The 13,362-nt window shown below is 56.3% G+C and carries 14 protein-coding genes; 8 read left to right on the forward strand and 6 right to left on the reverse strand.

Annotated elements, in window-relative coordinates; genetic code table 11:
• Positions 1 to 185: 185 nt before the first annotated feature.
• Complete coding sequence (locus tag NKI96_RS21240) at positions 186 to 422, reverse strand: helix-turn-helix transcriptional regulator (protein WP_352806066.1); 237 nt, start codon at positions 420 to 422, stop codon at positions 186 to 188.
• Between the two features lie 136 nt (positions 423 to 558).
• Here NKI96_RS21240 and NKI96_RS21245 point away from each other — a divergent pair, with 136 nt between their 5' ends.
• The 5 genes from NKI96_RS21245 (at position 559) to NKI96_RS21265 (ending at position 3,117) form a co-directional block, all read left to right on the forward strand.
• A complete protein-coding gene (locus NKI96_RS21245) occupies positions 559 to 1,149 on the forward strand; it encodes a hypothetical protein (RefSeq protein ID WP_352805957.1) in 591 nt (196 codons plus the stop codon).
• A 74-nt stretch (positions 1,150 to 1,223) separates the two neighbouring features.
• Entirely contained in the window at positions 1,224 to 1,472 is a 249-nt protein-coding gene (locus NKI96_RS21250) for a hypothetical protein (protein ID WP_352805958.1), read from the forward strand.
• A gap of 55 nt (positions 1,473 to 1,527) precedes the next feature.
• The gene (locus NKI96_RS21255; protein ID WP_352805961.1) at positions 1,528 to 2,520 is read left to right on the forward strand and encodes a recombinase family protein; all 993 of its coding nucleotides are present in this window, start codon (positions 1,528 to 1,530) and stop codon (positions 2,518 to 2,520) included.
• 28 nt (positions 2,521 to 2,548) lie between these two features.
• Complete coding sequence (locus NKI96_RS21260; protein ID WP_352805963.1) at positions 2,549 to 2,821, forward strand: hypothetical protein; 273 nt, start codon at positions 2,549 to 2,551, stop codon at positions 2,819 to 2,821.
• A gap of 29 nt (positions 2,822 to 2,850) precedes the next feature.
• On the forward strand, positions 2,851 to 3,117 hold the full coding sequence (locus NKI96_RS21265) for a hypothetical protein (RefSeq protein ID WP_352805965.1): 267 nt from the start codon (positions 2,851 to 2,853) through the stop codon (positions 3,115 to 3,117).
• 568 nt (positions 3,118 to 3,685) lie between these two features.
• Here NKI96_RS21265 and NKI96_RS21270 read toward each other — a convergent pair.
• The gene (locus NKI96_RS21270) at positions 3,686 to 4,042 is read right to left on the reverse strand and encodes a hypothetical protein (protein WP_352805967.1); all 357 of its coding nucleotides are present in this window, start codon (positions 4,040 to 4,042) and stop codon (positions 3,686 to 3,688) included.
• A 38-nt stretch (positions 4,043 to 4,080) separates the two neighbouring features.
• Here NKI96_RS21270 and NKI96_RS21275 point away from each other — a divergent pair, with 38 nt between their 5' ends.
• Together NKI96_RS21275 and NKI96_RS21280 are read left to right on the forward strand one after the other, a co-directional pair.
• Positions 4,081 to 5,706, forward strand: a complete 1,626-nt coding sequence (locus NKI96_RS21275; RefSeq protein WP_352805970.1) for a hypothetical protein — start codon at positions 4,081 to 4,083, stop codon at positions 5,704 to 5,706.
• Positions 5,703 to 6,167: a hypothetical protein gene (locus NKI96_RS21280; RefSeq protein ID WP_352544679.1), complete on the forward strand. Its 465-nt coding sequence runs from the start codon at positions 5,703 to 5,705 to the stop codon at positions 6,165 to 6,167. The genes NKI96_RS21275 and NKI96_RS21280 overlap by 4 nt, the downstream gene beginning before the upstream one ends.
• A 419-nt stretch (positions 6,168 to 6,586) precedes the next feature.
• Here NKI96_RS21280 and NKI96_RS21285 read toward each other — a convergent pair whose 3' ends face one another.
• From NKI96_RS21285 to NKI96_RS21300, 4 genes are all read right to left on the reverse strand, one after another.
• Positions 6,587 to 7,942 carry a ComEC/Rec2 family competence protein gene (locus tag NKI96_RS21285; RefSeq protein WP_352805972.1) on the reverse strand — a complete coding sequence of 452 codons (1,356 nt, stop codon included), beginning with the start codon at positions 7,940 to 7,942 and terminating at the stop codon, positions 6,587 to 6,589.
• 93 nt (positions 7,943 to 8,035) lie between these two features.
• On the reverse strand, positions 8,036 to 9,715 hold the full coding sequence (locus NKI96_RS21290; RefSeq protein ID WP_352805975.1) for a gluzincin family metallopeptidase: 1,680 nt from the start codon (positions 9,713 to 9,715) through the stop codon (positions 8,036 to 8,038).
• A 74-nt stretch (positions 9,716 to 9,789) separates the two neighbouring features.
• A complete protein-coding gene (locus NKI96_RS21295) occupies positions 9,790 to 10,566 on the reverse strand; it encodes a hypothetical protein (protein ID WP_352805977.1) in 777 nt (258 codons plus the stop codon).
• A 360-nt stretch (positions 10,567 to 10,926) separates the two neighbouring features.
• On the reverse strand, positions 10,927 to 11,640 hold the full coding sequence (locus NKI96_RS21300) for a hypothetical protein (protein ID WP_352544684.1): 714 nt from the start codon (positions 11,638 to 11,640) through the stop codon (positions 10,927 to 10,929).
• 651 nt (positions 11,641 to 12,291) lie between these two features.
• Between NKI96_RS21300 and NKI96_RS21305 the strand changes: the two genes are divergently transcribed.
• Complete coding sequence (locus NKI96_RS21305) at positions 12,292 to 13,182, forward strand: alkaline phosphatase family protein (protein ID WP_352805978.1); 891 nt, start codon at positions 12,292 to 12,294, stop codon at positions 13,180 to 13,182.
• The last annotated feature ends 180 nt before the right edge of the window (positions 13,183 to 13,362 follow it).

The following is a 13,362-nucleotide window of genomic DNA, read 5'->3' on the forward strand; positions in this document are numbered from 1 at the left end:
GATGTCGAACGGTTTCGGGATTGCCAAGTCTTAGCAGCGATGCTGCGGAGTGCGTGCAGATGCGGTCAACTGGAGCGGCGTGTTTCGGGATCACGACGATCACCGTGAACGGCGGGAATGAGGCGCATTGCTGGATTGATCGGAAACAGATAATCCGTATTGCCGCCGGCAGGTGCTGCCTTCGACTAGGTGTTTGCAGTACCGCGTGACAAGCGCACACCAGGGCCACCGCCATTCTCTGCAATGAACTCTATTCCGGCTGCTTCGAACGTTGCTTTAAGCTGAACTATTGTGGACTGTTTCAACGTCTCGCCTCGTTCGAATCGCACAACCGTTTGAGTTGAGACTCCGGCCTCCTTAGCAAGCTCTAAAACGCCCCAGCCCAATGCAGCTCGTGCCATGCGACACTGCACCGGGTTCATAAAATCACCATAATATAGTGATTTCGATTGATCATATGCTGCACTTTGTGTAGTCTCGATTTCAATTGGGCGGCCGGATAGGTGATGCAACACCGATCCGGCCTGGCCACGTGCAAGCTGTTGTGGAGCTCGGATCATGGCTGATTCCGACAATAGCATGACTTTGTCTTCCGTCACGCTCGGGGGAGGTGGCGAGCAGGCTACAAAAAGATCTGTTCGTTCCGACGAAGCAGATCCCGCGCTTGCGCTGCTAAGAGACTGGTTGCGGGCGCAGCATGTCTCGCAGGTACTCTGCCGACTTCAGCAGCGCCTAGAAACGCGCGTTCTCGGCGCAGCCTGTCCGGCGGCGACGGATGCGAAGGTTGGTTACTCGATCGCCTGCCAAGCGGAAGTCGAGGCTGCGACAGTGGCTTTGAAGATTCAGGATAGACTTCCGCGTACGCCCGCACACTCACTTCTCGGCGTTGTCGCCAAGCTGGAGATAATCGTGGGCGCAGATCGCGACATCGACGACCCAACAGATTTTCCCTGGCCACATATTGAGTCGATCCTGCATGACTTGAAGGGAATCACCGGGAGTGTGCCGCTTGAGCGACCTGATCGATCCATCGTTCAGGCGGACTGTCGGCGATATCAAGCAATCGCGGCCGATTTGATCGGTCTCGAAAAGCGCACCGCTGACCTCCATTTTGGTCAGCAACCGGCCGCTGGGATTGATACAAAGTAGAAAAGGATACGCAAGCGCACATAACGGCCATTCGGCGCTGAGGCGATGTAGGCCATCCTTGTCCCGATGGAGATATGCTCGGGACAGAAACGGTGAAGGCGGCACGGCGTGCTGCTAAAAGCGGCGCTAGAAGCGACGCCGAGACCGATCTGTTTTCAAGCCATCGCGCCGTCGACGAAGCATTCCTGGAACGAACAGCCCGCTTGTTCGAGGCTCGCATGGGACGACCCCTGTTAGCGGAAAGTGCTCGGGAAATCGTTGACAATCTCGGCGAATTCTTCCGCGTCCTCGCCGAATGGGAACGGATTGACCGGGCCAAATAGTTGACGCTTCCTAAAGGCCTTCGGTGCGATCGAGCGATGAACGAGTGTCCCCAAGATGAGCCACCGACATATCCGGACCGCCAAGCCAGCAGGCCTTCTAAAGGCGCTGCTTTACGCGCGCGTCTCCTCCAAGGAGCAGGAGAAGGAAGGCTTTTCCATCCCGGCCCAATGCAAGCTCCTGCGCGACTACGCCCAGCAACAGCGGTTCGACATCGTGCAGGAATTTATCGACGTCGAGACGGCAAAGACCTCTGGCCGGACCAATTTCACCGAAATGGTCAAGTATCTGCGAAAGCATCCCGGCATCCGAAGCGTCCTCGTCGAGAAGACTGACCGCCTTTATCGCAACCTGAAGGACTGGGTGACTCTCGATGAATTGGTTGTGGAAATCCACCTTGCGAAAGAAGGTGTGACGCTATCACGATACTCGCGCTCGTCTGAAAAATTCATGCACGGCATCAAGGTCTTGATGGCCAAGAACTATATCGACAACCTGTCGGAAGAAGCCCGCAAGGGGCAGATGGAGAAGGCGGAGCAGGGCATATGGCCGACTAAGGCTCCGCTGGGCTATGTCAACACCACGGGGAAGGATGGCAGGAAGGTTATTGAGCCACATCCTGAACTGGCTCCAGTCGTCACACAGCTGTTCGAGCGTTACGCAACAGGCCAGTATTCGCTCAAGGCCTTGGCTAAGGCAGCCCATGGCGATGGGCTGATTTATCCCAAGAGCGGCAACCCGGTTCCGGTCAGCACCGTGCATATGATCCTGCGCAACCGCCTCTATACCGGACTGTTCCAGTGGAACGGCAAATTGCTCCAGGGCAAGCACGAACCTCTCGTATCGATTGAACTATGGGAGCGCGTTCAGGGCGTTCTGACGGGCCGCAATTCGGTGCCGACCCACCCGATAGGAAACGAGTTCGCCTTCACCGGCCTCATGACCTGCACCGAATGCGGCTGCGCCGTCGTGGCGGAGATCAAGAAGGGCAAATACATCTACTATCACTGCACGGGGCACGCCAACAAAAGGTCGGGGTGGATACGGTGATTGCCGCCGCAAATATGTCCGCGAGGAAGTGCTCGACCAGAAATTCGCCAACCTGCTTGACCGGTTGCATTTCGACGAAGAGATACTGGAATGGGTAAAGGCAGCCCTCTTGGCCAGCCATGCCGACGAGCGCCGCGAGCATGAACAGGCGATCCATCGATGCCAGGTCGAGTACAAGCGGCTCGAGGATCGGCTGCATGCCATGTATCTCGACAAGCTTGATGGCCGCATCGACAACGCCTTCTACGATCGATGTCAGCACAGTGGCGGACCGAACAGACGCGGCTGCTTCGCGAGATAGAGCGTCATGGTAGCGCCGAGGAATCGTACATGGAGGACGGCATCCGGCTGTTGGAACTGGCACGCAAAGCCAGCCGACTGTTTGCGAAACAGCCTGCGCACGAGTTCACGCCGTTTTTAAGGCAACCGTTTGATCTACTTGCGGAAACGGTCGTGGCCGGCGCAGCAATGGGTGCAAAGCAGGCAGCTCTATCGATAGGTAGTCCAGTTTGGCTGGGGTTCCTGGAAGCTTTTCGAACTTTCTGGGTCGCTCAGCAGTCCGAATTGCGGGTGCTCATGGACAAAGTAGGATACTAGATTCGGCTTTTGCATGGCTCTGGAAGGGATCGACCCCTTGGCACGTTGCGCCCGATAGCGCGACGGCACGACTTCCAAGTACCCTGTTATGAACGGCAGCTTCGCGCCTCATAGCCGACATCCAGGCCGACACCGCTTCTGCCCAAAGCAGACGTAGGGTGGCGTTGCAGCCATGATCCCTCGAAGGTCAAAAACGCCTGGCATTGGCCCAGCTTTTTGTCGAAGGGCTTCAACGTGGAATCGCCGCCTCGATCACAAGTACTTTCAAAATAAAAAAGCCCGCCGCCGAGGCGAGCTTTTGCTGTAACGAACCGGCTGCTAGGCTAGTTCCTCAGTGTGGAACGCCCAACGCTTTAAGGTGTAGATCCCTGCAGGGTCAGAGGTGATGGGTTTCGCCCCGGTTCTTCGTCGAGGCGGCTCCATAGCCCAGGGTGAGTTTCGATAGCCGGCGACATCGAAGGGAGACTGTAGCTTGGCACGGAGGAACAGAAGTTGATGTACCGGAGCTTACGACAGCGCTTGGTTACGCGAGGACCTCAAAAAGAGGGGCATCGCGCCGTGCATCCCGTCAAGCCGAAGCCGCAAAGTTCCCTACGACTACGACAGGGCACTCTTCCGCCAGCGCCACAAGGTCGAGAACCTGTTCGCCAAGCTCAAGGACTGGCGCCGCATCGCCACCCGCGACGACCGATGCGCCCCACACTTTCTTCTCAGCAATCTGGATCGCAGCAACCGGCATCTTCTGGCTGTAATCAATGAGTCCTGAGCCTAGCTCGCGAATGATTTTAGTTGCTGCAAACGCAATCGAAGGTAGTGTAATGCGATAAGCGCGGGATCGATGAGGGATTATCGATGCGGATCGGGAAAACGGTAACTGGCGCTTTTTCAATCGTGTTGTTGTTAGGGGCGCAATCTGTAGTTTCAACGGCGCAATCGACTCCGGACGAAGTATTCCGTCAGCTGATGACCGAACGGGTGCTCAGCGAGTTCAAATCCGACGTCAAAAGCGGCGGGAACGGCTACGACACGTTGACAGGGCACAAAGCCGGCGCCGCGTGCATTCGTTGGGGCGGCACCATCCACGAGCCGTATTTCATGTACAGCTATTGGTACTATTTCGACCAGCCATCGCCTCAGATCGCATCGCAGAAATCGCTTGCGCGATGCGTGGATGAGAAAGCGAAGGAAGAGCGTCAGAAAGACTGCAATTGCGAACTGATGATAGTGGGAGCCGACGTGAAAGTCAGCCCTCCGGTCAAACCTATTTCCGAACTCATCAGCGATCTGGATCAGTTGCCCAAGCGGCCTCAAAAGCTTTGTTCTAACTGGTTTCGCGATGGCGAAGTCGATATTCCCGCGTTCGACGAAAAAGTTGAATGTCCTGGATATGAAACGAACGAAATTTTGAGAGATGACTTCCTGATCGAGCGTCTGGGCTCTTTGACGACGACCTCTCCTGATATTTTTCCGGCAGCGCCGGCGATAAACATCCCCCTGATTCTGAGGACCGAAGGCGAATCTTCGAAATTGTCAGGAAACGACAATCTGACGTTCAGTCCTCCTGTTATTCCCGGAGGATATACCTCTTCCTATAGCGTGCCGAAAGAGTGGGCCTACACGTACAAGCTACATCAAATCCCTGATGAGCTAGCGGCTACGTTGCTGCAGCGGCTTGATCGCATGGATAACAGCAAGCTATTTGATAAGTTTACGGCCCGACGTCCTTTCGAAAGAAAGGCGGCCGAGGACTATCCCGACCAGCAGTTTGCCAGGTACGTGCGTTCTTACGACATGGTCGCCAACGCCGATAAGATCTCTGAGATCTACACAAACGGTGCGGTGTTCCCGGAAAATACCGTTGCCCTCTTGCAAGGCGAGCGTTCGGTCCGGTTATGGGTCGTAGCGACGGTTCCCGTCGACGACAATTGGACGCCCTTGGGTGCGCCACTGAAGACTGTCGAGCCATTGGCGCTGCAGACGAACAAGTCGCTTTACGTCTATGGCAAGGAAGTCAATTCCTTATTTCGTTATCGCAATTCTCAGGGAGGCAATGTACTCGTCTCGTATCAGCCTGTATTCGATCTCTCAAAGTGCACAGACCACCGTGCGTGTGTGAAAGCCACAGTGAGTACTTTTAAGAGTGAGTTGACAAAGATATTTCACGAAGCACCGCTCTCAGCGGAACTTGCAAAAATTCCCGGTCCACCGGGTCAGTTCCGGTTTCAGCGCCTCTACGAGAAGAGCAACATCCTTGCCGGTTTCGAGGGTCCTTGGTACGAAATCACCACTTATACGATTTCTGTTTGGGAAGGTGGGTCTTACGACGGTGTTTGGGCCGAGGTGACCAGCGCCGAGACAAAACCCGAAGGCGATCGGATCTTCGTTTACGTTGATTTGGCGCTTCAGCTTGGGATTGGGCAAAAGAGCAAATATCCGGAGCCCTCAGCAGATCAATATGCCGCCTATCAAAAAGTAGTGCAGGCAGCTGTTCAGACGGCCGTCGCAAATACGTCTACCCGCTTGGGCGCAACTGTATCCAATGGCGTCGGCAGTATCGTTGAGACAAAAAACTCGGGAGAAAATAAGTGAAGACAGCGAACGACGTTAGAAACTGGCTCGGAATTTTCTTCCTTGGAACTACGTCATTTCTCGGTGCATATATATTGTTGTTTCAGCAGACCATGCTCTTGCCTATCAGTTCTGAAGATGCCCAAAGTGCCTTCAAAATCATCATACCGACTTTCCTTACCCAATTGACGATTGTGTTCAAATGGTTCGCCGATCCGCCCAAGAACGTTACCGCGATAAGGTTGCCGCCTTGGGTTGTCATCGGTCCGCCGATCACAATCGTCGGAATTTTGATAGTGACCATTATGTATCTCGTGGTCGACCAAGGCAAATCGAACGGCGGAGCGACTTTCACTAACGTCGTGACGTTTTGTGTCAGCCTGCTTTCGGCGACATCCGTGTTCATCGTAACGGCCGTGTTCAACACGTCTTCTAACAATCGACCGCCTGCTGACACACAGCGAACAAGCCAAGTAAAGTGACAGCTCGGTCGCTTTGGATCAAGACGGTCGCCAAGCGAACGAATGACTGCGAAATAAGGTTCTGTGGTTGATGAGTTGACGCGGAAGCTGGCCAAGATCGGTGCTAGGCTGGTCGCGATCGGTGAAGAAACCACCGCCTACGATCCCGGCTTCGAAATGCGGGACCTCCGCTAGGCGGTCCAAAACGGATCGATCAGCACCCACGCGAGGGCACCACCCATCTATGGACCTGTGGAGCTTCAGCAGATTGTCCGTGATAGATTAAGGCGACTGCCGTGAGTTCTCTGCCAATTTTCCCCTAAACCGGCAGCGAACGCGTTCGCAGTGAGCTCACCAGCTCCATGCTACTGCCCATGAATGATCGCCCGTTACGCCAACCCAGTGCAACGGGTGACAATGTAGAAGAAGCCGACAACTAGTTAAAAGGCGTAGTCGATGTAAAGGTCGTTGGTCGGAGTCACGAATGGCGCGGCGAGGGGCGTGTTGATCACTCCAGCCCCTTCGACAGGCACCTGATCGCTGCGCGCCAGCTGATGATTGGTCTTGGTCTCCAGTGCAGTCATCAAAGGTTTACGTGGAACCTCGCTTTTGTTCTCTTCGCTGCCATAGGCATGTTCGGCCGTCGAGCACATTGCAACGACGCCATTCTTCATCGCCTCGAGCGCGTCGACCGGCGTCGCGTTAGTGCTGCCATGATGACCGACCTTGTAGAAGTCGATGCTGGCAAGAATGTCCTTGGCCGATTGTGTGGGAGCCGTGTGCCCCGGCGATCCGAGAGCACCGCCGAATAGAAAATTGGACCAGTTTCCCCACTGCGCGTCGCCGGCAAACAGCAGGGACTTTCCGTTAAAGTTGAAGAGGATGACCAGGCTCTGGTTGTTGAGCGTGTTGTCGGCCTGCGCGGCGGCGGCGCGCAGCATGTCGGGCTGCATCGAGCCAATGGTCTTCTGCAGCTTCAAAGGCCCGCCGGCGCCGAACACGCTACCGTCGTAGTCGTGCGCCGAGCCTTCAAAGCCGGGTCCAAACACGGACCCCGTATTTTGCGAGGCGCCTTCCATCAACGTATCGACAGCAGCAAGGTATTGATGGTTTCTGTTGTCCATCTGTTTGACAAGGTCCGTGTCTCGCGGCGGCCCGAGCACCTTTGCCTGCAAGCCGATTGCCACCAAAGCATCGGGTAAGACCGGATTGTCACCGGAGCCATAATAGTCCACCGGCGTTTTGCCTGCAAAACCGCCGTGGAGGACAGCGAGCGCGCGCTCATTCGACGAGCCGCCGCCAGCCACAGCCATCGCACCTGTGATGTTGCTCGCCATGCTCTCATATTGCTCGTCATCGGGGTTGTTGCGGGCGGCAAGCGCCAGCTGGAGTTTTTGCGCCAGCGTCGTGATGCCGGCCTGAAAGGCGCGCGCAGCCGCGTCCGTCCGACTTTCGAACCATGGCATCCAGACCCGCCCGACGTTGAATTTCGCGAAGATCTCGCTGCCGGAATCAAAGCCGGAGATATGGTCGGCATGCCGGTGGGTCATGATGATCAGGGCAAGCTCGCCGCCGGTCTCAGTCTCAAGCTGCTGAATGGCTCTGTCGATGCTGTTGGTCGGCCTTGCATGAACGCCGCAGTCGATCAGAATATGGACCGGCGTCCCATCCTTGGCGCGGAGCGTCAACAGGAAGAAGTCGCCAAATCCAACCCGGTACATGCGTACGCGTATGCCTGCTTCACCGCCGACAGCGCTAGGGGCAGCGCCTTTTGTCTTTGTCGATCGCTTGGCCATTATTGCCCTCCGTGAACCAGGCTGAAGTCGATGCGATGATCCTTCATATAGGCGCCGACGGCATAGGCGGTGCGCTGGCGCCGGATACGATGATCATCGGGCATGTCGGGGGATGACATAGCGAACGACCGGGTCTGGCCGCGAGCCTTCCTTAAGCGGCTGGTTTGCGATCATTAGCGTCACGCCGGAGTTAACCTCGAACGCGCCTAGTTCCGGACTGGCCTCGTCGAATGCGATCTTTCGTTTCTGGATGAGTTCGACGACCATGTCTATTCTCAGGACACCGTCTTCGCCCAGGCGGAAAATTGGATGGAATGACGGCACGCTGACCTTGCCGTGCTCGCGATTGAAGCCGAGCGCTTCGGCGTTGGCAGCAGCGTATGCCCACAGCACCCGTCCATTGATATCCTGCTCTTCTCTCGAGAGACCGTTCGGGTCGCCGAACACCAGTCCCTTGACAGCAGGCAACCCGGGGGAAGCCAGGGGCCAACGCAGGGACTCTTCCGAAAAATACAGGGAGCCTTCGGGGACAATGCCGCGACGCCTGAACGCCTGCATGATGGTATAGCGCACATCACGGGCATCGACCGGATAAAGGTCGGAATCGGCGGTGATCAGCGCCCGAAGAAAATCGCCGAAGGTAATGTCTACAGGCGGGCAATAATCCAGCGCACGGGCGCAGATCATGAAGAACATGTCGGCGGTCTTGGAGGCGCGCTCGGCAAGCAGCAATGCGAGCGGACCCGGCAAATCATCGGAATCGGGGCGAGCTCCGCCGATTCGGAAAACCTTGAACAGATCGGCGGTACGACTGACGTAGGTGGTGAAGAATGCATCGAACATGGCAGCGACAAGGATTGCCCCGCGAGCATGAGGCTCGGTGACGCTGCGTATACTATTCGCGTTCGATTTTTGGTCCAGCGCGCTTCGCAAGCCGCCGCTGCGGCCCGAGACTTGGCCGAACTGACGGGCAAGCTGTACGAGCGGATTGTTCGGCGAAATCTCGGCGCCGACATTGGCGTGCGCCGTCGGGCCTTTTGCGTCGGCTGCCAAGCTCGGGGCGTAGAGGCGGCCGCCGGTCCGTTGCAGCGTATCGAGAAGCGCATCCTGATGAGAGAAGTGGCGAAACAACGCCGCAAGATCAGCAAACGCTTCGTGAAACGCGGTGACATCGATGTTGGTCGGCTCGGTGAAATGCTCTCGGATGCCGTCGATGACGGCGTGGGTCACCTCATGCGCGATGATATCGTGCGACAGGCAGGTGAAAACGGTCTGCCGAGGCAGCACATCGCCGTCGGCATCCGGACCGGCGGGAAAGTATCCGAACACGATTCCGTGGATATCCCGGCTATAATAGGCGTTCGCCTCAAGCATCGCGTGGGGGTAGAGATTCAGACGGTTTGGGCCAGGGCCTGCCCGATGCCAGTGGATCTTGCGTCCAAGCGCGACCTCGAAGCGTTCGAGCGTCTCCGACGCAACGGCATACACCATCTGCTGGTGGAATCTCGGGTCGGACTCGCTAGGGTCGAGCCCACCCCGCATCAGAATCGCTTTGTCGTCGAGATCGACCGGCGCATAATACGTCCCGGTGTGACCATCATAGTCTACGACCGCAACTCTTGCGCCGACAGGCCCGGGCTGAAGCGGCTCATAGGCGACCGTCAGGCCCAAATGGTTGCCCAGCATGTGCCCCATGCTCGGATCGAATGCATAGACCTTCAGCGGGCGCCGCGCTGGGAACGGAATTGGGTCGGGTGGCGTGCTGTCGGACATCGTCTTGATCCCTCGCTTTCGCGCGACATGCAGTCATCTGCGGCAGCGTCAGCAGATTTTAGGCTGCCGAGGCATTACAATGCCTTGATCGCCGCCAGCACCGGCACCGGGATTTTACCGTTGTCGGTATAGAAATGGGCTTCCGCTACGCCGAGCTTGGCCAGTTCGGCGCCATAGTCGGCTATCTCCTTCGGCGTGACGACATCGACTTCGCCTGCCATTGGTAGGATTATCTTTCCTCCCGCCTTGGGCTTCCAGGCGTCGAGACCGCGCTTTATAGATTTGGCGGGGATTCCACCGTTGATGTTATCGACCACATCCAGTTTCTTTTTCGGGTCGAAATGCGTCCACCGCCAATATGTCTGCGGCAGCAGAATGTCGCTTGCAGCGAAGAATTCCTTGAACGGGATGTGCGGCTTGCCGCCCGGGGCTGGATAAGCACAGCCGGAGGTCGTTCCAAAGACGAAGTTCTTGCCGGCCGCCTTCTTGATTGTGTCGCAAAATTGCTTGGCGAGCGGGCCGAGATCCTTTTTCGAGTTGTTCCAGTCGTTCTTCCCGGGCCCGTCCGACTCCGGATCCACGATGTAGCCGTCCAATCCGGCCGGTATCAAATTCTTTGCTACCTTGTTGGCCTCCGCCAGGGCCGTTGCCTGGACGGCCGATGGCCATCGCCAGCCATAGACCATGATCCCGATCTTGTGAAACCGGTCTATCGCGCCCTCGAGACGGCCGCTCGATGTGCGAATGCAGACGGCCGTCGCCGAGATAGCCAAGGCGTGCTTGGCAAACATCTTCTCCGCCGCTTCGGTCTTGATGTCGACCACCCAGAGCGTCTTTTTGGCCAAAGCCATCGCATCCCTCTTGATACGTTCCCTGCCGCGAAAGATAGCCGTAGCCCATGCGCATCTGGACCCAACCCCACTCAATCGATAGCTTAGACTTGGGCGCGTTGGCAATTTACATTATATTAGCTTGCCTCTGACCGAGGACATAGTATATAATTGACGCTTCAGGTCAACGGTCATTGAAAAGATCTTTTCGGGATCTTTCATCGGCGAAGTCGTGCGAATTTCATTGTGTATTCGTGCGACACGTAGGATGACAATCGGAACCACCGCATGAGAGCGCCACGAGGCGAGGCCACGGTTGTTTTCTTGCGTGGAACCATCGCCGAGCCTTGAACCCGAGCTGATTTCGAGCTTTCGATCACCTTATTGTTGAACAGGCACGACTGTTGAACTCATTGGCGGTGAAGACTGAAACGGCTGGAAACCGGGACGAACTCGTTTCGCCAGGAAGGCTTTCGGTAGAGCCGGCGGCGGTATCGCTGCGGGACTGGAGACCTGAGACGGTATCGCGACCTGGGCGTCCAATAGCGCTTGCATATTTGCCAGTGTGCACTTGGTCGCCAGCTTTTGAACATTGGCATAAGCAATGCATGTGTCGGCAGGAGGAGCGACCTTCATCGCATAATTATCCATGTCGTTCTGAACAAGCTGTCGCACTTTGTACAAGTGCGTTCCGAACGCATAGGTCGCGGTGTAGTTGTTCAGGAGAGACTTTCCCATAACGATTCCGGCCGTGGTGATCGTGATTGCTTTAACTGCGCTTGCCGCAGAACTGGTGGCAGTAATGATAGACGTCGCTCCGATCAAACCAGAGTCCAGCGTCTGATTGGTGGCCAAGGCATTTTGCTGAAACCTGGTGGCGTCGACAAAGAATGCTTCACACGCTGCATAAACGTTCGCGAACCCAATCTGCATATAATCGTTCGCGGCTTTCGGTGTGTCGCTAGCGCTATTACATGCAGCGACCCTCGGAACGATGACCCGGTCGTCGACTGTTGGCCCGCTACCCAGCAACTGCGCACAGGCGCCAAGGCTAATTGAGAGCAGCAAACTCGGCATGCCCAAATACCAACGCATTTTTTCGCCCCTCCAATGCCTTCGTCTAGTGGAAGGCCAGAATTTGCCCCAATTCCCTTTAAGATAGCGGATATTATGTGGTTTGCCTTACCATTCGCAAGGTAAAAGTGCGACATCGCTGGCTTAGAACTATTCTCTTCGATTGATGGAGCATCTCGCTCTGAACTTAGTTGGATCAAGGCGTCAGCGTTCTCCGCTAATGGCGTAACGCCTATAATATTCAATCGTCTCCAACAAATATGACCGTTGACGGCAAGCATTCCGTATCCGTTAATGGTTTTATACTCGGATCGCCTGTATTGCAGGTGCATCATGGCGTGCTATCCGCTTAAAATTTGGCCCGCTCTTCAGGGGCTGTTCGAAATCGCTCACCGCACGAGAAATGGAAATACTACCGCCGGTGCAATCGCGGCCTGCCGACCCGGTAATTTTCCGCTTTTGACCGTGACCCGAGGACATCGTCCACTGTATGTAGATACCTGCCTTGCGGTCACAGCATTGGGGTACAAGCAGGCACAGTCAGAAAACATGCCTTCAATGCGCAAAGCCAAGGCTAAGCGAAAAGTAGCTAGCTTCTCCTGGACTTAGATTTTTTTGCGAAGAACTTACCTCCTGAACTGGTATTGAGTGCTACCTACCGGCCGCTGTAGTATGCGTGTTTCCCGGCTGGATTCATGGCGTGTTTGTCGGACGAATAGGCTTCCTAGCAACGACGTCGCGAGGGTGAACGTGCGTCAAAAACGGCACAATCTTCTTCAGCTTTCCGTGGTGTTTGTCCTGGCCTTCGGCATTGCCTTGGATGGGGGCGCTGTCGCCTTGGCTGACGCGCCGCCGAAATACGACCATGTCGTAGTAGTCGTCATGGAAAACCATTCCTTCGACCAGATAGCACAGCCGGGCGCCGCTCCCTATCTGCAGAAGCTGGCGAGGGACGGGGCCTTGTTCATTAATTCGCATGGGGTCGCTCATCCGAGCCAGCCCAACTACCTGGCGCTGTTCAGTGGCTCGACGCACGGGGTACGTGACGACGGCTTCCACGATATCGCCGCGCCCAATCTTGCCAACCGCCTTCACGCTGTCGGCAAGGCCTTCGTGGGCTATGCCGAGGCCGGATCGCCGCGAAAGCACAACCCGTGGGAATCCTTTGCTGACGCTAGCGGGACCGGAAAATCACTGACCGCGTTTCCGCGCGACTTTGCGCGGCTGCCGGCGGTCAGCTTCGTCATCCCCAACTTAGTCAACGACATGCATGACGGCACAATCGTGCAGGCTGATGCCTGGCTGAAGGCCAATCTTCGCACCTATGCCAACTGGTCGCGCAAGCACAATAGCCTGCTGATTGTCACCTTCGACGAAGACGATTACCGTCTTGAGAACCACATCTTCACGGTGCTCTACGGCGCCGGCATCAAGCCTGGCCACCACGCCGAGAGGATCGACCACTATACATTGCTACGGACCATCGAGGACATCGAGGGCACAAAGCCGTTAGGCGCCACCGTTGTCAGAAAGGCGATCGGCAGCGCCTGGAAAGAGCCGTAGAACCTTCCAGAAACAGCGAGAGGCGTACCGCACCAAAACGGGCATGGCTAGGGACTACCCAACGATCGCGCGGAGCTAATCCGCAGCGCGATCGGCATTGCCAAAAAGCAGGCTTGGGTAGGAAGGCGGCGTCGTGCGCTCCGATATCATAGAATTGTCGTTCCTGGCCAGGGAGGGCAG

This window comes from Mesorhizobium sp. M0292, assembly GCF_040321695.1.
In the GTDB taxonomy this organism is placed as follows: domain Bacteria; phylum Pseudomonadota; class Alphaproteobacteria; order Rhizobiales; family Rhizobiaceae; genus Mesorhizobium.